Genomic DNA, 18989 nt, shown 5'->3' on the forward strand with positions numbered 1-18989 from the left:
GGCGGCGCGGCATCGCCGCCGGTCGCGCCGGAGGCGGTGTCGTACCCGCGCCGTAGGGTTTTCCGTGTGCCCGTCGCGAGGCGGCGCTTCTTGACCCGGCCTTGGCCATTCCGCGGGAGTCCGTCCCGGAAATCCTTGGGAATCAAGGGCGCGCGTGCCGCAAGATGGGGGCGACCTCTGCCCGCCGACCCTGAGAGACCCCCGCGTGCTCCTACGACTCCTACGGACCCACCTCGCTCCGTACAGAAGACCCATAGCCCTGCTGGTGGCGTTGCAACTGCTGCAGACCGTCGCCACGCTCTACCTGCCCACGCTCAACGCGGACATCATCGACAACGGTGTCGTGAAGGGTGACTCGTCCTACATCCTGGAGTTCGGCGGCGTCATGCTCGCCGTCTCGATCGGACAGGTGCTGTGCAACATGGGCGCCGTCTTCTTCGGTGCCAGGACGGCGTCCGCCCTGGGACGTGACATCAGGGCCGCCGTGTTCGGCCGGGTGCAGCGCTTCTCCTCGCGTGAGGTGAACCACTTCGGCGCGCCGTCGCTGATCACGCGCACCACGAACGACGTGCAGCAGGTGCAGATGCTGACGCTGATGTCGTTCACGCTGATGGTGTCGGCGCCGATCATGTGCGTCGGCGGCATCATCATGGCGCTCAGCCAGGACGTGCCGCTGTCGGCGATCCTGCTGGCCGTCGTGCCGGTGCTGGCGCTCGCGGTGAGTCTGATCGTGCGTCGGATGCGTCCGCTGTTCCGGCAGATGCAGAAGAAGCTGGACAGCGTGAACCGCGTGCTGCGCGAGCAGATCACCGGCAACCGCGTGATCCGCGCGTTCGTCAGGGACGACTACGAGCAGGAGCGGTTCGCGACGTCGAACGGCGAACTCGCGGGGCTCCAGCTGTCCACGGGCCGCCTGATGTCGCTGATGTTCCCGACGGTGATGACGGTGGTCAACCTGTCGTCGATCGCCGTCGTCTGGTTCGGCGCGCACCGCATCGACAGCGGCGGGATGCAGATCGGCGCGCTGACCGCGTTCCTCTCCTACCTGATGCAGATCGTCATGTCCGTGATGATGGCCACGTTCATGTTCATCATGGTGCCGCGCGCCGAGGTGTGCGCCGAGCGCATCGAGGAGGTGCTGGACACCGAGTCCAGCGTCGTCCCGCCGGCGAGCCCGGTGCGGGAGCTGCGCGCCCACGGCCACCTGGAGATACGGGACGTCGACTTCCGCTACCCGGGCGCCGAGGAGCGGGTGCTGAAGGCGGTGAACCTGGTGGCGCGGCCCGGCGAGACGACCGCCGTCATCGGCTCGACGGGCAGCGGCAAGTCGACGCTGCTGACGCTCGTGCCGCGGCTGATGGACGTCACCAGCGGTGAGGTCCTGGTCGACGGGCAGGACGTGCGCGTACTCGACGAGGCGCTGCTGGCGAAGACGGTGAGCATCGTCCCGCAGAAGCCCTACCTGTTCACGGGGACGGTCGCGACGAACCTGCGCTACGGCAATCCGGACGCGACCGACGAGGAGCTGTGGCACGCGCTGGAGGTGGCGCAGGCCAAGGACTTCGTGCGGAAGCTGGAGGGCGGGCTCGACGCGCCGATCGCGCAGGGCGGCACGAACGTGTCGGGCGGCCAGCGGCAGCGCCTCTCGATCGCGCGGACGCTGGTGCAGCGCCCGGAGATCTACCTGTTCGACGACTCGTTCTCGGCGCTCGACTACGCGACGGACGCGGCGCTGCGTGCCGCGCTCGGCCGGGAGACGGCGCAGTCGACGGTGGTGATCGTCGCGCAGCGCGTGTCGACGATCAGGGACGCGGACCGGATCGTGGTGCTCGACGAGGGCCGCGTGGTCGGCGCGGGGCGCCATGCGGAGCTGATGGAGTCCAACGAGACGTACCGGGAGATCGTGCTCTCCCAGCTGACCGAGGCGGAGGCGGCCTGATGAGCGGCGGAGGACCGGGGCGCATGATGCGCGGCGGCGCGCCCACGCAACGCTCGGCGGACTTCAAGGGGTCGGCGAAGCGGCTGCTGCGGCGGCTGACGCGGCAGCGGGGCGTGCTGGCCGTGATGATCTCGGCGGCCGTGGTGAGCGTGGGGCTCTCCGTGGAGGGGCCGCGGATCCTGGGCAACGCCACCGACCTGATCTTCGCCGGCGTCATCGGGCGCTCGCTGCCCGCGGGCGCGACGAAGGCGCAGGCGATCGAGGGCCTGCGGGCCCACGGCCACGGCTCGATGGCCGACCTGCTGTCCGGGGTCGACTTCGTGCCCGGGCAGGGCATCGACTTCGGCCAGATCGGCACGGTGCTGCTGACGGCGCTGCTGGTGTACCTGGGCGCCGGGCTGCTGATGCTGGTCGCGCAGCGTATGTCGATCCGGATCATCAACCGGACTGTGTACCGGATGCGTGAGGACATCCAGACGAAGCTGGCCAGGCTTCCGCTGTCGTACTTCGACCGGCAGCGGCGCGGCGAGGTGCTGAGCCGTGCGACGAACGACGTGGACAACATCGCGCAGACCATGCAGCAGACAATGGGCCAGATGGTCAACTCGCTGCTGACGATCGTCGGCGTCATCGCCATGATGTTCTGGATCTCCTGGCTGCTCGCACTGGTCGCGCTGGTGACGGTGCCGCTCTCCGTGCTGGTGGCGACGAAGGTCGGCAAGCGGTCGCAGCCGCAGTTCGTCCAGCAGTGGCGGGTGACGGGCAAGCTCAACGCGCACATCGAGGAGATGTACACGGGCCACTCGCTCGTGAAGACGTTCGGGCGGCAGGAGGAGTCGGCCGAGGCGTTCGAGGAGCACAACGACCAGCTGTACGAGGCCGCGTTCAAGGCGCAGTTCAACAGCGGGATCATGCAGCCGCTGATGATGTTCGTCTCGAACCTCAACTACGTGCTGGTCGCGGTCGTCGGCGGGCTCAGGGTCGCGACGGGCGCGCTGTCCATCGGCGACGTGCAGGCGTTCATCCAGTACTCGCGGCAGTTCTCGCAGCCGCTGACGCAGGTCGCCTCGATGGCGAACCTCGTGCAGTCGGGTGTCGCGTCGGCCGAGCGGATCTTCGAGCTGCTGGACGCGGACGAGCAGGAGCCGGACGGTCCCGAGCGCAAGATGCTGACGCCGCCGCGCGGGCGCGTGGCGCTGGAGAAGGTGGCGTTCCGCTACGACCCGGAGAAGCCGCTGATCGAGGACCTGTCGCTGGCGGTGGAGCCGGGGCAGACGGTCGCGATCGTCGGCCCGACGGGCGCGGGCAAGACCACGCTCGTCAATCTGCTGATGCGGTTCTACGAGGTGTCGTCGGGGCGCATCACGCTCGACGGCGTCGACGTGCGGGAGATGACGCGCGAGCAGCTGCGCTCCGGGATAGGCATGGTGCTGCAGGACACGTGGCTGTTCGGCGGCACGATAGCGGAGAACATCGCGTACGGGGCTGCGCCGGCGCGGGACGGCTCGCCGGGCGCCACGCGTGAGCAGATCGAGGAGGCGGCGAGGGCGGCCCACGCGGACCGCTTCATCCGCACCCTGCCCGACGGGTACGACACGGTGATCGACGACGAGGGCACGGGCGTCAGCGCGGGCGAGAAGCAGCTGATTACCATCGCGCGCGCGTTCCTCTCGGATCCGGTGATCCTGGTGCTCGACGAGGCGACGAGCTCCGTCGACACCCGCACGGAGGTCCTGATCCAGAAGGCGATGGCGCGGCTGGCGCACGGCAGGACGAGCTTCGTGATCGCCCACCGGCTGTCCACGATCCGTGACGCTGACGTGATCCTCGTCATGGAGAACGGCTCGATCGTGGAGCAGGGCACGCACGGGGAACTGCTGGCTGCGGACGGCGCTTACGCGCGTCTGTACAAGGCGCAGTTCGCGCAGGCGGTGGCGGAGGTCGACTGACACGCCCGCCCGTACGGCGGGGCATCGCGTCCCGCGGGGCGCTCACGGTGGTGACGGTACGTGCCGCCGCGGGCGCCCTGTGTCGTGCGGCGGGGACGCGTGCATGGGTGTCCGCATTGCGGGTATTCGGCACTCAGGAAGGACCGAGACCACCGTTAGGGGGCTCTCATGGCGGACACGTTCTACAAGCACGGCAGGCCGCAGCATCCCACACTCGAAGAGGACCGGCCGCGTGGAGGCCGCGCGAAGGGCGTCAAGCACCAGGGCTCGTGGTCCGTGGGTGCCATCATCCTCGTGATCGTCCTCTTGGTGATCGTGGGAATCGCGCTGTTCCCGTAAGTTCGGCGCGCTGAGCCAGTGCATCTCGAAGCCCGCCTTCGGACCGGAGGGCGGGCTTCGGGCGTGCCCGGCGCCCGCAGCCGCCGCCCGCCGCTCGCCGTCCGCCGGCCTGCGCCTCAGTCGAGGTAGCCGCGCAGCTGGTCCGCGAGGGCGTGGTCGCGCAGCTTGCCGAGCGTCTTGGCCTCGATCTGGCGGATGCGCTCCCGGGTCACGCCGAATATCCGGCCGATCTCCTCCAGCGTGCGCGCGCGCCCGTCGTCCAGCCCGTAGCGCAGCTGGACGACCTTGCGCTCACGCTCGCCGAGCGTGGTGAGGACGGCCTCCAGGTGGCTGCGCAGCAGCAGGAAGGCGGCGGACTCGACGGGCGAGGCGGCGTCCCTGTCCTCGATGAGGTCGCCGAGCGCCAGGTCCTGCTCGTCGCCGACCGGCGTGTAGAGCGACACGGGTTCCTGGGCGAGCCGCAGGACCTCGCTCACCCGCTCGGGGGCGAGGGCGAGCTGCGCGCCGATCTCGGCGGGCGTCGGCTCGTACCCGCGTTCCTGGAGCAGCCGCCGCTGCACGCGCACCACCCGGTTGATCAGCTCCACGACGTGCACGGGCACCCTGATCGTGCGGGCCTGGTCGGCGAGCGCGCGGGACATGGCCTGCCGGATCCACCAGGTCGCGTACGTGGAGAACTTGTAGCCGCGCGCGTAGTCGAACTTCTCGACCGCCCTGATCAGGCCGAGGTTGCCCTCCTGCACGAGGTCGAGCATCGTCAGCCCGCGGCCGGCGTACCGCTTGGCGACGGACACGACCAGCCGCAGATTGGCTTCGATGAGTCGCCGCTTGGCCATCCGGCCGATGACGACGAGCCGGTCCAGGTCGAGCGCGAGCCGCTCGTCGAGGACGGGCGCCGCCGCGAGCTTCTCCTCAGCGAAGAGTCCCGCCTCGACGCGGTGGGCGAGCTCGACCTCGTCCGCGGCGGTCAGCAGCGGCACCCGGCCGATCTCGCGCAGGTACTGCCGCAGCAGGTCGGACGCGGGGCTGCCGCCGGTGGACGCACGCGCGTCCGGGACGCGCCGGGACGGGTGCGGCTCGTCCGCGGCGCCAGGTGTGTCAACCGGCCGCGGCGGGGCCGATCCCTGGCCCCGGTTCGGGTCCGGGACGTTGCCCCTGGTTCGGGCGGTCGTGAGGCCGGGGCCTGGCCACGCGGTCGGATCCGCTGCGGGCTGGGGCCAACCCCCTGGCCGCGAGCCCGCCGCCGGGGGCTGCGGGCGCGCCGGGGGCTGGGGGCTCACAGGGGGCTGCGGGCGCGGGCCGGACCGCGGCGGCACGCGCGGGGGCGGCTGGGGCCCGCTCTGGTTCTGCGTCTGGCTCCGGGTCTGCACGGGGCGACCTCCAGATGGTCGCTGCCGGGTTCCGAGGTGTGCGGCAGCACGGCCCGCCCCCAGTGTGGGGTACGGCACATCCCGGCCACGAGAGGCCTGCGCGCACTTTCTGCGCGCCCCCCGCGGACTGTTACAGCGCGCCCGCGCCGTTGCTGCGGAGGGTCTGACCGTACTGCTGGAGCACCCACAGCTCGCTCTGCACGGCCGCGTACTGCTGCGGGTCTCCCCCGTTGCCGAGGCGCGTGAGCGACGACGTGACGTCCTGGATGCGGCGGTCGACGGCGCGGATGCGGACCTGCACGAGGTGCTGGCCCGCGTACAGCTCGTCGATCGACTTGCCGCGGAAGACCTCGACCGCGAGCTCCGTCACCAGCTTGCGCACGGTGTCGTCGGGCGCGGCCTCCCGCACCCTGGCCAGGTAGTCCTTGACGTCCTCGCAGCCCTGCTCGGCGCCGCCCGCCTCGTCGATGCACTGGCGCACCGCCGCGTACGGGGGGGCCGTGAACTCGTCGGTCTCGTACGCGTCGAACGCGGGCGTGACCAGCTCGGGGCGTTGCAGGGCGAGCTTCAGCAGCTCGCGCTCCGTCGCGAACACGGGGTTGCGCAGGTAGAGGGCGGGGCCCGACGGGCCCCTTCGGGGCGCGGACTGCTGCCCCTGGCTCGCGGGCCCGGCGCCGCCGCCCGGCGCGCGTCCGCCGGGGCCAGCGCCTTGCGCGGGGCCGCGGCCGCCGCGGTCGCGTGCCCACCGCGCCAGCTGGGCCACGCGCTTGACCACGAACTGCGTGTCGAGGATCCCGAGCATCCCGGCGAGTTGCACGGCCACCTCGTGCTGCGAGGCGCTGTTCTTGATCCGGGCGACGATCGGGGCGGCCTCGTCGAGCGCCGCGGCGCGGCCGGCCGGCACCTCGAGGTCGTAGCGCGCCACGATCTGCCGGATAGCGAACTCGAACAGCGGCGTGCGGGGCTCTACCAGGTCGCGCACCGCGTCGTCGCCCTTGCCGAGCCGCAGCTCGCAGGGGTCCATGCCGTCCGGGGCGATGGCGATGTAGGTCTCGGCCGCGAACTTCTGGTCGTCCTCGAAGGCGCGCAGGGCGGCCTTCTGGCCGGCCGCGTCCCCGTCGAACGTGAAGATCACGCGGGCGCTGCCGTTGTCCATGAGCAGCCGGCGCAGGATCTTGATGTGGTCGCCGCCGAACGCCGTGCCGCACGTGGCGATGGCGGTGGTCACGCCCGCGAGGTGGCAGGCCATCACGTCCGTGTAGCCCTCGACGACCACGGCCCTGCTGGCCTTGGCGATGTCCTTCTTGGCGAGGTCGACGCCGTAGAGGACCTGGGACTTCTTGTAGATCGGCGTCTCGGGGGTGTTGAGGTACTTGGGCCCGTTGTCGTCCTCGCGCAGCCTGCGCGCACCGAACCCGACGACATCGCCCGAGATGTCCCTGATGGGCCACATCAGGCGGCCGCGGAACCGGTCGATCGGGCCGCGCCTGCCGTCCTGCGAGAGCCCGGACATGATCAGTTCGCGGTCGCTGAAGCCCTGGCCGCGCAGGAAGCGCGTGAGGTGGTCCCACCCGGCGGGGCTGTAGCCGACCTCGAAGTGCTCGGCCGCCGCCTGGTCGAAGCCGCGCTCGGTGAGGAACGCCCGGCCGATCTCGGCCTCGGGCGACGCCAGCTGCTCCACGTAGAACCGCGCGGCGACGCGGTGGGCCTCGACGAGCCGCGAGCGCTCGCCGCGCTGGGCCGACGGGTTGTACCCGCCCTCCTCGTAGCGCAGCGTGATGCCGGCGCGGGCCGCCAGGCGCTCGACCGTCTCGGAGAACGAGAGGTGGTCGATCTTCATCACGAAGGCGATGGTGTCCCCGCCCTCCTGGCAGCCGAAGCAGTGGAAGAGACCCTTGCTCGGACTGACCTGGAAGGACGGGGACTTCTCGTCGTGGAACGGGCAGAGGCCCTTGAGGTTGCCGCCGCCCGCGTTGCGCAGCTGGAGGTATTCGGACACGACGGCGTCGATCGGGACGGCGTCCCGCACCGCCTTCACGTCGTCATCGTTGATCCTGCCGGCCACTCGTGAATTCTAAGGGTGCGGACCGACACTCCTGCCCGCGGCCGGAGACCGGCGGCTGCCGCGGCGGACTTCCTCGGCGGGAGGCCGGCGGCCTGCCTCGGCCGGACGCGGGCGGCCTGCCTCGGCCGGACGCGTCAGCCGCCGATGGAGCCCAGGGGCGTGCCGGGGTCGGCCAGGGCGTCCTTGTCGACCACGGCTCCCGAGCGGATCAGGCGCTGGATGTCGTCCGTCACGTCCCACACGTTCACGTTCATCCCGGCGAGCACCCTGCCCTCCCCCAGCCAGAACGCGATGAACTCGCGCTTGCCCGCGTCGCCCCGCACGACGACCTCGTCGTAGCTGCCGGGCGGCGCCCAGCCCGAGTACTCGAGGCCGAGGTCGTACTGGTCGGAGAAGAAGTACGGGACGCGGTCGTACGCCACCTCCTTGCCGAGCATCGCGCGCGCCGCGGCGGGGCCGCCCTCCAGCGCGTTCTCCCAGTGCTCCACGCGGATGCGGCCGCCGGCCGCGGCGCCCCACGGGGACGGCGCGGAGACCACGTCGCCCGCGGCGAACACGTCCGGGTCCGAGGTGCGCAGCCCCACGTCGACGACGATGCCGCCGCCCTCGGCGGCTCCTGCGACGGCGAGGCCCGCGGACTCGGCGAGCGAGACGCGCGGCGCCGCGCCGATCGCAGCGAGCACGTCGTGCGCCGGGTGCTCCTCGCCGTCGTCCGTGCGCGCCGCCAGGACGACGCCGTCCTGGCCGACGATCTCGGTGAGCCGCGCGCCGAAGTGGAAGCGGACGCCGTGCTCGCTGTGCAGGTCGGTGAAGAGCTGGCCGAGTTCGGGGCCGATGACCCGGTGCAGCGGGGTGGACTCCGCCTCGACGACGGTCACCTCAGCGCCGTACGTGCGCGCCGCGGCGGCGACCTCGAGGCCGATCCAGCCCGCGCCCGCGATGACGATGTGGCCGTTGTCCCTGCCGAGGGACGTGAGGACCTGGCGCAGCCGGTCGGCGTGCGCGAGCCTGCGCAGGTGGTGCACCCCGGCGAGGTCGGTGCCGGGGATGTCGAGGCGGCGCGGCTCGGCGCCCGTGGCGAGCAGCAGCTTGTCGTAGCGCACGGAGCTGCCGTCGCCGAGGTGCACGCAGTGGCCCGCGCGGTCGAGCGCGGTGACGGACTGGCCGAGGTGCAGTTCGATCTCGTGCTTCGCGTACCAGGCGGCGTCCTGGACGAAGACGCTCGCGCGCTCCTCGTTCCCGGCGAGGTAGCCCTTGGAGAGCGGGGGGCGTTCGTAGGGGTGGTCGCGCTCGTCGCCGATGAGGATCACGCGTCCGGTGAACCCCTCCGCGCGAAGGGTCTCCGCGGCTTTCGCCGCCGCGAGACCGCCGCCGACGATGACGAATGTGCGATGTGCGTCGACCACTTGATGCCTCCTCGTTGTGCTGCCGCCACCTGCGAGCGTCCCGCACGGAGCGTGGCGGCGGAAGAGGGGCGCTCCATGGGCGTGTCTTCTTGCCCGGGTCCGGCCGGTAATGCCGGAAGCCGTACGAGTGCGCGCGAGTCGATCTTGCCCTACGCGGGGCGCGGACGGTCCGTCGGGGCGTGCACCGGGCGCTCGGCAGGGCCCGTGACCCTGGCGTGCAGGGCGCGCGCGGCCGCGTCCGTGAGGGACGCGATCTGGTCCACCACCACCCGTTTGCGCGCGGCGTCGTCGTCCGCCGCCTCGAACGCGGCGCGGAACTGGGGGTTCAGCCCGTACGGCGCCCCGGCGAGCAGCGCGTCCGCCAGCCGGCCGAGGACCACGCGCTGGTCGGCGCGGATCGCCTCCTGTTCGGGGCGCTGCATGACGTACCGGTCCGCGACGGCCTTCAGCACGGCACATTCGAGGCGCGCGGGACGCGGGACGACGAGCGTCGCGCCGTACCGGGTCAGCGGTCCTGTGCCGTACGCGGCGCGGGTGGCGGCCTCGGCGGCGAGGCAGAACCTCCCGATGAGCTGGCTGGTGGCGTCCTTGAGCCTGGCCTGTGCGACGGCCGAGCCGTCGTGGGCGTGCGGCCACCACTCCTCGGCCGTCAGCCGGTCGAGCGCGGCGGCGAGTTCGGCCGGCTGCGTGCCGGGGTCGGTGTAACGGCGCACCGCCACCTCCCAGATGGCGGCACGCTCCGTGGGCGAGGTGAGGGCGGCGGGGTCGATGTGCCCGGCGTGCAGGCCGTCCTCGAAGTCGTGGACGGAGTACGCCACGTCGTCGGACCAGTCCATGACCTGTGCCTCGAAGCAGGTGCGCCCGGCCGGCGCGCCCTGGCGCACCCAGGAGAAGACCGGCAGGTCGTCCTCGTACACGCCGAACTTGACGCGGCCCGCCCGGCCGCCGGCCGCGGCCCGCGCGGCGGTGCGCGTCCACGGGTACTTGGTCGCGGCGTCGAGGGCAGCGCGGGTGAGGTTGAGTCCGACGCTCACGGCGGACGCGTCGGGGACGGCCTGTGCGCCGGATGGGCCGCCGCCCGGTGTGGTGAACCGCTTCGGTTCGATGCGGGTGAGGAGCCGCAGGGACTGCGCGTTGCCCTCGAAGCCGCCGCAGTCGGCGGCGAAGTCGTCGAGGACGCGCTCGCCGTTGTGGCCGAACGGCGGGTGGCCCATGTCGTGCGCGAGGCAGGCCGCCTCGACGAGGTCGGGGTCGCAGCCGAGCGCGGCGCCCAGTTCGCGGCCGACCTGCGCGCACTCGAGTGAGTGGGTGAGCCGGGTGCGCGGGCTGGCGTCCCACTCGTCGCCCGGCGCGCCCGGCGTGACGACCTGGGTCTTGCCCGCGAGGCGGCGCAGGGCCGACGAGTGCAGGACGCGGGCCCTGTCGCGCTGGAAGGCGGTGCGCCCGGGGCGCTTGTCGGGCTCGGGCACCCACCGGGCGGTGTCGGCGGGATCGTAGTGGGCGGCCGCGTCGTGGGCCTTGGGGCCGGGCGGGGTGGAGCCGGGGGTGCCTGCCATGTGTCCGACCGTAGCCGGAGCCGGTCGGGCGCCGCTCAGCACGGCGTCGGGCCGCCGGCCGAACCGGCGGGCCCCGCACGGCGTCCCTTCAGAGGAACGAAGATCGACGGAGGGGGCCGGTGGGATGCCGAATCGGACGGCGGGCGGGGGGCGGGCGGCGCGGCTCGCCCGGGCGATCCGCGACCGGCTGCGCACCCGGCGCGGTCAGCGGCGGCTGACGCAGGCGGTGATGGGCGTCTGCACGCTCGCGCTCGTCCCCTCGGTGTGGCTCCACCAGAGCGCGGACGGCCGGATACGCACCGCAGCCGACGTGCCGGCGCGGGACGTGGCCGTGGTCTTCGGCGCCGGCCTGCGCGACGGCACACCGTCGCCGTACCTCGCGCACCGGCTCGACACCGCGGCGCTGCTGTACCGGACGGGGAAGGCGCGGGTGGTCCTCGTCACCGGCGACAACAGCAGGAAGGACTACGACGAGCCGGACGCGATGCGCCGGTACCTCACGCGGCACGGAGTGCCGCGCGGGCGGATCGTGGACGACTACGCGGGGTTCGACACGTGGGACTCCTGCGTGCGTGCGAAGAAGATCTTCGGCGTGCGGCAGGCGATCCTGGTCACGCAGGACTTCCATGTCACGCGGGCGCTGGCGCTGTGCGCGGCGGCCGGCATCGACGCGTACGGCGTCCCGGTGGCGGAACCGCACGACGTGACCTGGTACTACGGCGGCGCACGCGAGGTCCTGGCGGCGGACAAGGCGTCACTGGACGCGCTGCTGCGGCCCGCGCCCACCTTCCTCGGCCCTCGGGAGCACGGGGTCGCGCGGGCGCTGGCGTCGGACGGCGACGGGAACGGGGGCGGAAGCGGGGGCGGCGACGGGAACGGGGGCGCGGCCGAGTCGCGCCGTCACCCTCCGGAGGTCTCCTCGGCCACCGCGGCGAGGTAGCCGGCGCCGCCGCGCGCCACGCACGGCTGCCGGACGCGGTGGGCACGCCGTCACCCGTTCGGCGCGACGGGGGCGCGCCGGCCCGGCGGCGGCGGGGCGTGCCGCGCTGAACTGCGGTGATGCCGCACGGATTCACACGCGGGCCGGTACGCCTTTGCCGCGCCTGACCGGGCGTCAGCAGGCGCGCCGCCGGGCCCGCGCCTTACCTCTGGAAGGGAGACGACCCCTTCACGGAGGACGGCAGCATGCTCACCACCGCCCGCACCGCCCGCCTGATGACCGGCGCCGCGCTGGCGGTCGCGTCGCTCGGACTGACCGCCGCGGGCACCGCGCCCGCGCTCGCCGGCCCCCCGGCACACATCACCGGCGCGCCGTACGACGACGGTGCCGCTACGGGCGGCACGGACCAGCCGGACATGGCGGACCCGCAGGCCCCTGCGGACCCGGAGAACCCGGCGGACCAGCAGCCCCCGGCGGACCCGGAGAACCCGACGGACTTGTCGGCTCCCGCGGCGCCCCAGCCCGACGACCCGGGGCAGCGGGCCGCGGCGCCCGAGGACCCGGGCGGGGCGCCGGCGGATGACGGCGGGGACACAGCGGCGCCGAGGACCGACCACGCGGGCGTCGATCCAGGCCCGGTCGGCGGCGATCACGCGGGCGTGGGTCCCGGCCCGGTCGGCGGCGACCACCCGGGCGCGGATCCCGGCCCGGTCGGCGGCGACCACGCGGGCGCGGGTCCCGGCCCGGTGGACGGCGATCACGCGGGCGTGCCACCGCACCCGCACCCGCCGGTGCCCGGGCACACGCCGCAAGGCCACCCGAAGCCACCGCGGTACCCGGCCGAGCCTGTCGAGCCCGCGATTCCGCACGGCCATGTGAGCACCGGGGTCGGCGGCAGCGTGCACGCCGACGTCCCGAAGGTCGCGGCGGGTTCGGCCGTTCTGGCCGGATCGGCCGTGGGCGGGGTATGGCTCCTGCGTCGCCGGGCGAGCGGCACGCAGAGTTGACGGGCGGCGGTTCCCACCCGCCACAGGCCCGCACCCGCCCCTCGTCCCCGCCCGCGTCACGCTCATCGCTGACCCGGGCGGGGATCTCTCCTCCCTGACCGCACCCAGCAGCGGCAGGGCCCGTGAAAAGCCCCTGGAAGCCTCCGGAAGCCCCCGGAAACCCCGCAGAAAGGTCCCGGCAGATGAGCGCCTACGGCACCAGAAGCATGGCGTGGGGGCTGGCCACCGCCGCCTGCGCCGGCATCTGGCTCGTAGGGACCGGCCTGCGGCCCGTGACACCGCCCATGCCGACGGCGGCGCAGGCGTTCTCGGACTCCGCGGGCCCGAAGAGCACGCGTACCCCGGCGGGCCCGGCCGCGGGCGCCAAGGCGGGCCCGGCCCCCCTCGCAGCTTCGGCGCCGGTCAGGCTGCGGATCCCGCGCATCGGCGTCGACGCGCCGATGACGGGCCTCGGCCTGACGCGTGACGGCAGGCTCGCCGCGCCGCCGCGGTCGGACGGCAACCTCGCCGGGTGGTACGAGCACGGCACGACGCCCGGCGCCACGGGCACGGCGATCGTGGCAGGCCACGTCGACACGGCACGCGGCCCCGCGGTCTTCTACAACCTCGGCACGCTCAGGAAGGGCGACAGAATCGAGATCACCCGGCGGGACGGGCGAACGGCCCTGTTCTCGGTGGACGCGGTGGAGGTCTACAAGAACAGCGCCTTCCCCGACCACAAGGTTTACGCGGCGGCGAACCGCCCCGAGCTGCGCGTGATCACCTGCGGCGGCGGCTTCTCGCACCGCACCGGCTACGAGGGCAACGTCGTCACGTACGCACACCTGACGGGCTCACGCCCCTGACATCACCCGCCCCGACACCATCGCCCGGACGCGGGCGCCGGGACCGGCCACACGCCACCTCACGCGGTCGGCTCGACGGCGGACGGGTCCATCCACACCACCTCCCAGTGGTGGCCTTCCGGGTCGAGGAAGGCGCGCCCGTACATGAAGCCCTGGTCCATCGTCTCGCCCACGGCCGATCCGCCGCCGCCCAGCGCCGACTCGACCAGCTGGTCGACCTCCGCGCGGCTCGTGGCGCTCAGCGCGATGATGGCCTCTCTCGTCGTCGCCGTGTCGGCGACCTCGTTGCGCGTGAAGTCGCGGAAGCGGCCCTCGTCCATCAGCATCGCGTAGATCGTGTCGCTGATGACGAGGCATGCGGTGTGGTCGTCGCTGAACTGCGGGTTGAAGGAGAAGCCGACCTTCTCCCAGAACGCCCGCGTCGTGGCGAGGTCCTTCACGGGCAGGTTCACGAAGATCATCCTGGCGTTGTCCATCGGTGGTGCTCCTCGGGTCGCTCGCGTGGTCGCGGTTGTCGCGGTGGGCGCTTCGTGCGTCCTCTGATGGTTGGACCCGCGTCCGGCCGAAAAGTCACCGCTCCCCGCGCACCTTTTCCGCGGCGTCCGCCACCCGGCCGATCAGCCGCAGCAGCGTGCCGCGTTCCTCCTCGTCGAGGGGGGCGAGGAAGACCTGGTTCATGGCGGCCGTCCGCGCGACGAGCCTGGCGTGCACCCTGGCCCCCTCGCCGGTCGCGCGCAGCACGTTGCGGCGGCCGTCCAGCGGGTCGCGTACGCGTTCCAGCAGGCCGCGCCTGGCGAGGCGGGCGACGACGTCCGCGACGGTCGAGCGGTCGAGGCGCACCGCCTCGCCGAGCGTGCGCTGGTCGATGTCCGGTGTCCCGGCGAGGGCGTTGAGCACCGCGAACTGCGGGGAGGTGATCTCCTCCGAGACCAGCGTGGACCACAGCAGGGTGTGTGCCTGCTGGAGCCTGCGGGCCAGGTGCCCGGGGTGTGTGGCCAGATCCACCGCTGCCATGTCCGTCACGCTCCCTTGGTGTCGTGCCCATGGTGTCGTGTGGTGTCGTGCTCACGCGTCATGGGTGTCCCGTCCGCGTTCGCTCCGTGTACTGAGCTATTGACGGCCGCCTGACCGCCTGGAAGTGTACGCACTCGAGAAAGAATCGTCAGTACACGGAGCATTTTCACCGGCTCCGGCGACCCGAGGAGGGAGGGGCTCGGATGGCGGGAGTACGCAGTCTCCACGACGCCGTGGCCGACCTCGTCCACGACGGGGACACCGTCGCGCTCGAAGGGTTCACGCACCTGATCCCGTTCGCCGCCGCGCACGAGATCATCCGCCAGGGCATCACCGACCTGACGCTCGCCCGCATGACGCCCGACGTCATCTACGACCAGCTCATCGGGGCGGGCCTGGTCCGCAAGCTGATCTTCTCCTGGGGCGGCAACCCCGGCGTCGGCTCCCTGCACCGCTTCCGCGACGCGGTCGAGAACGGCTGGCCGCGGCCCCTCGAACTCGACGAGCACAGTCACGCGGGCATGGCCAACCGCTATGTGGCCGGCGCCTCCGGGCTGCCGTTCGCCACGCTGCGCGGCTACCGCGGCTCAGACCTCGCGACGCGCACCGACACCGTCTCGACCGTCACCTGCCCGTTCACCGGCGAGGAGCTCGCGGCCGTCCGCGCCCTCACCCCCGACGTGGCCATCGTCCACGCGCAGCGCGCCGACCGCGCGGGCAACGTGCAGATGTGGGGGCTGACCGGCGTGCAGAAGGAGGCCGTCCTCGCCTCGAAGCGTGCGCTCGTGACGGTGGAGGAAGTCGTGGACGCGCTGGAGCCGCGCCCCGGCGCGGTCGTGCTGCCGCACTGGGTCCTGGACGCGGTCAGCGTCGTCCCCGGCGGCGCCCACCCCTCGTACGCGACGGGCTACTCGGAGCGTGACAACGCCTTCTACCGGGCGTGGGACGCGATCGCCAGGGACCGGGAGGCGTTCACGGCGTGGCTGGACACCGAGGTCAAGGCGGCAGGCGCTACGGGTACGGCGGAGGTGTCACGATGAGCGAACCGGCAGAAGACGAACGGACGGCAGCCGCGGCCGAACCGGCGGCACACGGTGTCACGAGCGACGAGCTGATGGAGGTCAACGCGGCCCGTGCGCTCGCCGGTTCGCGCACCTGCTTCGTCGGCATCGGGCTGCCGTCGACGGCGGCGAACCTCGCGCGCGCCACGCACGAGCCCGATCTGGTGCTCATCTACGAGTCGGGCACGATCGGCTCGCGGCCGACGCGGCTGCCGCTGTCCATCGGCGACGGCGAGCTCGCGGAGACGGCCGACGCCGTCGTCACCGTGCCCGAGATGTTCAACTACTGGCTCCAGGGCGGCCGGATCGACGTCGGCTTCCTCGGCGCCGCGCAGGTCGACAGGTTCGCCAACGTCAACACGACGGTCGTCTCCCGCGGCGCGGGCAGGCCCGAGGCCCGGCTGCCCGGCGCGGGCGGCGCCCCGGAGATCGCCGCGAACTGCCGGAAGGTGCTGCTGGTGCTGCGCCACTCCCGCCGGGGCTTCGTGCCCGCGCTCGACTTCGTCACCACGATGGGGCACGGCTCGGGCCCCGGCGACCGCGCGAAGTACGGCATGCGGGGCGAGGGTCCCGCCGCCGTCATCACCGACCTCGGCATCCTGCGTCCCGACCCGGCCACCGCGGAACTGGTGCTGACCGAGACGCATCCCGGCGTCACCGTCGAGCAGGTGAGGGACGCGACCGGGTGGGACCTGAGGGTCGCGCCCTCCGTCACCACGACCGCGCCGCCCACGGAACACGAACTGGCCGCGCTGCGCGCGCTGAAGGCGGCGGGGAGGAAGGGGAGGGAGACGTCATGACGACCCAGCGGGAGATCACGGCGGAGATGGGGGCGGCGCGCGGCGCGTACGAGAAGCGCCTCGCGGACGGCGGGGGCGTGGAGCACCACCCGTCGCGCGCGTACGCCCCCTACCGCAGCTCGGTGCTGCGCCACCCGCACCGGCCGCTGGTCGCGGTCGAGGGTGACCCGGAGGCGGTCGAGCTCTCGGGCCCGGTCTTCGGCGCGACGGACGTCACCGCGCTGGACTGCGACCTGACGAGGCAGCACACCGGCGAGCCGCTCGGCGAGCGCATCACCGTCAGCGGACGGCTGCTCGACGGTCGCGGCAGGCCGGTGCGGCGCCAGCTGATCGAGGTGTGGCAGGCGAACGCGTCCGGGCGCTACGCCCATCAGCGCGACGACCACCCGGCGCCGCTCGACCCGAACTTCACCGGCGTGGGGCGGGTGCTGACCGGCGACGACGGCGGCTACGCCTTCACGACGGTCAAGCCGGGCGCGTACCCGTGGCGCAACCACGACAACGCGTGGCGTCCTGCGCACATCCACTTCTCCGTGTTCGGTGAGGCGTTCACGCAGCGCCTCGTCACGCAGATGTACTTCCCCGGCGATCCGCTCTTCCCCTACGACCCGATCCTGCAGTCGGTGACGGACGAGCGGGCGCGGCAGCGGCTCGTGGCGGTGTACGACCACGAGCTGTCGGCCCCGGAGTTCTCGCTGGGCTACCGCTGGGACATCGTGCTGGACGGACCGTCCGCCACCTGGATCGAGGAGGGCCGCTGATGCCGGACACACCCGCTTTCCCGCCGACCCCGTCGCAGACGGTCGGCCCGTTCTACGGCTACGCGCTGCCCTTCCCCGGCGGCGGCGACGTCGCGCCCGCCGGCCATCCCGACGCGATCACCGTGCACGGCGTGGTCCACGACGGCGCGGGCGCCCCGGTGCCGGACGCGCTGCTGGAGTTCTGGCAGGGCGGGCCGGGTACGGGGCTGCCGGGCTCGATGCGGCGCTCGCCGGTGAACGGCGGGTTCCTGGGACGCAACGGCGTCGACTTCACCGGGTTCGGCCGGGTGGCGACGGACGCGGACGGGCATTACGCGCTGCGCACGCTGCCGCCGCGTACCCCGGCGCCGCTGCCGTACCTGAGCGTGTGCGTGTTCGCGCGCGGGCTCATGCACCACCTGTACACGCGGGTGTACCTGGCGGACGGCGAGGACGCGCTGCTCGGCTCGCTGGAACCGGCGCGGCGCGCGACGCTGGTGGCGGCGCCGGAGGAGAATCCGGCACGGCACAGGGCGTACCGCTTCGACATCCGCCTCCAGGGAGAAGGGGAAACGGTCTTCCTTGAGTTCCACTGAGCGCGATCCGGACGGACAGCGGGGCCGTGAGCCGGCCGGGCTGCTGTGCCCCGCGACGGCGGGCACGGATGCCGAGGCCGCGACGGACGACCGCGCGCTGCTGCGGGCCCTGGTGGCCGCGGAGGCTGCGCTCGCCAGGGCACAGGGCGCGCCGGCCGAGGCTGCCGACGCGATCGCCTCGGCTGTGGACACCCTGGACGTACGGGAGCTGGCGCTTGCCGCACGGGCGGGCGGCAACCCGGTGATCCCGCTGGCGTCGGCGCTGCGCGCGGCGGTGGGTGGCCGGTGGGCGCGGTACGTGCACCGCGGCGCGACGAGCCAGGACATCCTCGACACCGCGCTCATGCTGGTGGCCGCGCGCACGCGGCGCCTGGTGCTCGGTGACCTTGAGCGTGCGTCGGCGGCCCTGGCGCCGCTCGCGGCGGAGCACCGGGACACGGTCATGCCGGGCCGCACCCTCACCCAGCACGCGGTGCCGACGACGTTCGGGCTGAAGGCGGCGGGCTGGCGCTCGCTCGCCCTCGACGCGCGCGACCGCCTGGCCGCGGTCGTGCTGCCCGCCCAGCTGGGTGGCGCCGCGGGCACCCTCGCGGCGCTCGGCGACTCGCCGCTCGCGACCGCGGCGGCCTACGCGCGCGAACTCGGCCTCGCCGAGCCTGGGCTGCCCTGGCACACGCTGCGTACGCCGGTCGCGGACCTCGCCGCGGCGCTTGCCTTCACGTGCGGTGCGCTGGGCAAGACGGCCGTGGACGTCCTGACGCTGTGCCGTACGGAGGTCGGCGAGGTGGCGGAGGGCAGCGGCGGGGGCTCGTCGGCGATGCCGCACAAGGCGAACCCGGTCCACGCGACGCTGATCGCCGCGGCGGCCCGGCAGGCGCCGGCGCACCTGTGCGTCCTGTTCGGCGCGGTGCCGGCGGAGGACGAACGGCCGGCGGGCGCGTGGCACGCGGAGTGGGCCCCGCTGCGCGAACTGCTCCGTCTCGCGGGCGGCGCGGCCGCGCATGCGGCGCAACTGGCCGAGGGGCTGCGGGTGTTCCCCGGCCGGATGGCGGAGAACCTGGCGCGCACGGGCGGGTTGATCGTCAGCGAGCGGTTCTCCGTCGAGCTGGGCAGGGCGGAGGCGAAGAGGCTGATCGACCAGGCCGCGGCGGCGGACGTGACGTTCGCGGAGGCCGCGGACACCGCGGGCCACGGCGGGCTGCTCGCCCCGGCGGCGTGGACGGGCGCGGCAGGCGCGCTGGTGGACCGAGCCCTGCAACGCGCCTGACGCGCCCGGCGCCGCGCCGCAGGGCCTAGCTGCACCACATCGGAAAAGCTGACGACTGAACTCCAGTCAGCGATGTATCCGGGATCCCGACGTCT

Annotated in this window: 17 protein-coding genes; 11 read left to right on the plus strand and 6 right to left on the minus strand. The window is 73.2% G+C overall.

Annotated features, from left to right (window positions below):
- Window positions 1-205 precede the first annotated feature (205 nt).
- From JFN87_RS14515 to JFN87_RS14525, 3 genes are all read left to right on the plus strand, one after another.
- Window positions 206-1939 (plus strand): ABC transporter ATP-binding protein, encoded by a 1734-nt coding sequence (locus JFN87_RS14515; protein ID WP_209340451.1) that lies wholly within the window; start codon window positions 206-208, stop codon window positions 1937-1939.
- Window positions 1939-3888 (plus strand): ABC transporter ATP-binding protein, encoded by a 1950-nt coding sequence (locus JFN87_RS14520; RefSeq protein ID WP_209340452.1) that lies wholly within the window; start codon window positions 1939-1941, stop codon window positions 3886-3888. The genes JFN87_RS14515 and JFN87_RS14520 overlap by 1 nt, the downstream gene beginning before the upstream one ends.
- Before the next feature lie 168 nt (window positions 3889-4056).
- A complete protein-coding gene (locus JFN87_RS14525) occupies window positions 4057-4227 on the plus strand; it encodes a hypothetical protein (RefSeq protein ID WP_209340453.1) in 171 nt (56 codons plus the stop codon).
- Between the two features lie 116 nt (window positions 4228-4343).
- Here the strand turns inward: JFN87_RS14525 and JFN87_RS14530 are convergent, their stop codons facing one another.
- From JFN87_RS14530 to JFN87_RS14545, 4 genes are all read right to left on the minus strand, one after another.
- Window positions 4344-5660 carry an RNA polymerase sigma factor gene (locus JFN87_RS14530; protein WP_372449232.1) on the minus strand — a complete coding sequence of 439 codons (1317 nt, stop codon included), beginning with the start codon at window positions 5658-5660 and terminating at the stop codon, window positions 4344-4346.
- Window positions 5661-5727: 67 nt separating this feature from the next.
- Window positions 5728-7662, minus strand: a complete 1935-nt coding sequence (gene dnaG, locus JFN87_RS14535; protein WP_209340454.1) for a DNA primase — start codon at window positions 7660-7662, stop codon at window positions 5728-5730.
- Between the two features lie 134 nt (window positions 7663-7796).
- Window positions 7797-9068 carry an NAD(P)/FAD-dependent oxidoreductase gene (locus tag JFN87_RS14540; protein WP_209340455.1) on the minus strand — a complete coding sequence of 424 codons (1272 nt, stop codon included), beginning with the start codon at window positions 9066-9068 and terminating at the stop codon, window positions 7797-7799.
- 149 nt (window positions 9069-9217) lie between these two features.
- Complete coding sequence (locus JFN87_RS14545; protein WP_209340456.1) at window positions 9218-10624, minus strand: deoxyguanosinetriphosphate triphosphohydrolase; 1407 nt, start codon at window positions 10622-10624, stop codon at window positions 9218-9220.
- A gap of 124 nt (window positions 10625-10748) precedes the next feature.
- On the opposite strand from JFN87_RS14545, the gene JFN87_RS14550 reads away from it, so the two are divergent.
- From JFN87_RS14550 to JFN87_RS14560, 3 genes are all read left to right on the plus strand, one after another.
- On the plus strand, window positions 10749-11564 hold the full coding sequence (locus JFN87_RS14550) for a SanA/YdcF family protein (RefSeq protein ID WP_245179644.1): 816 nt from the start codon (window positions 10749-10751) through the stop codon (window positions 11562-11564).
- Window positions 11565-11809: 245 nt separating this feature from the next.
- Window positions 11810-12571 carry a GVDTG sorting domain-containing protein gene (locus JFN87_RS14555; protein ID WP_209340458.1) on the plus strand — a complete coding sequence of 254 codons (762 nt, stop codon included), beginning with the start codon at window positions 11810-11812 and terminating at the stop codon, window positions 12569-12571.
- Between the two features lie 182 nt (window positions 12572-12753).
- Window positions 12754-13416 carry a class F sortase gene (locus tag JFN87_RS14560; RefSeq protein WP_209340459.1) on the plus strand — a complete coding sequence of 221 codons (663 nt, stop codon included), beginning with the start codon at window positions 12754-12756 and terminating at the stop codon, window positions 13414-13416.
- A gap of 59 nt (window positions 13417-13475) precedes the next feature.
- On the opposite strand, the gene JFN87_RS14565 is transcribed toward JFN87_RS14560, so the two are convergent.
- Together JFN87_RS14565 and JFN87_RS14570 are read right to left on the minus strand one after the other, a co-directional pair.
- On the minus strand, window positions 13476-13892 hold the full coding sequence (locus tag JFN87_RS14565; protein WP_209340460.1) for a VOC family protein: 417 nt from the start codon (window positions 13890-13892) through the stop codon (window positions 13476-13478).
- Between the two features lie 94 nt (window positions 13893-13986).
- Window positions 13987-14430, minus strand: a complete 444-nt coding sequence (locus tag JFN87_RS14570; RefSeq protein ID WP_209340461.1) for a MarR family winged helix-turn-helix transcriptional regulator — start codon at window positions 14428-14430, stop codon at window positions 13987-13989.
- A 203-nt stretch (window positions 14431-14633) separates the two neighbouring features.
- Between JFN87_RS14570 and JFN87_RS14575 the strand changes: the two genes are divergently transcribed.
- The 5 genes from JFN87_RS14575 to pcaB all read left to right on the plus strand — a co-directional run bounded on the left by JFN87_RS14575 (window position 14634) and on the right by pcaB (window position 18894).
- Complete coding sequence (locus tag JFN87_RS14575; protein WP_209340462.1) at window positions 14634-15470, plus strand: CoA transferase subunit A; 837 nt, start codon at window positions 14634-14636, stop codon at window positions 15468-15470.
- Window positions 15471-15544: 74 nt separating this feature from the next.
- Window positions 15545-16291 carry a CoA-transferase subunit beta gene (locus JFN87_RS14580; protein ID WP_245179665.1) on the plus strand — a complete coding sequence of 249 codons (747 nt, stop codon included), beginning with the start codon at window positions 15545-15547 and terminating at the stop codon, window positions 16289-16291.
- Window positions 16288-17052 carry a protocatechuate 3,4-dioxygenase subunit beta gene (gene pcaH / locus JFN87_RS14585; protein WP_209340464.1) on the plus strand — a complete coding sequence of 255 codons (765 nt, stop codon included), beginning with the start codon at window positions 16288-16290 and terminating at the stop codon, window positions 17050-17052. The genes JFN87_RS14580 and pcaH overlap by 4 nt, the downstream gene beginning before the upstream one ends.
- Complete coding sequence (gene pcaG, locus JFN87_RS14590; protein ID WP_209340465.1) at window positions 17052-17627, plus strand: protocatechuate 3,4-dioxygenase subunit alpha; 576 nt, start codon at window positions 17052-17054, stop codon at window positions 17625-17627. Before pcaH ends, pcaG begins: the two co-directional genes overlap by 1 nt.
- On the plus strand, window positions 17614-18894 hold the full coding sequence (gene pcaB / locus JFN87_RS14595; protein ID WP_209340466.1) for a 3-carboxy-cis,cis-muconate cycloisomerase: 1281 nt from the start codon (window positions 17614-17616) through the stop codon (window positions 18892-18894). Before pcaG ends, pcaB begins: the two co-directional genes overlap by 14 nt.
- The last annotated feature ends 95 nt before the right edge of the window (window positions 18895-18989 follow it).

This window comes from Streptomyces montanisoli, from assembly GCF_017813245.1.
Classification (GTDB): domain Bacteria; phylum Actinomycetota; class Actinomycetes; order Streptomycetales; family Streptomycetaceae; genus Streptomyces; species Streptomyces montanisoli.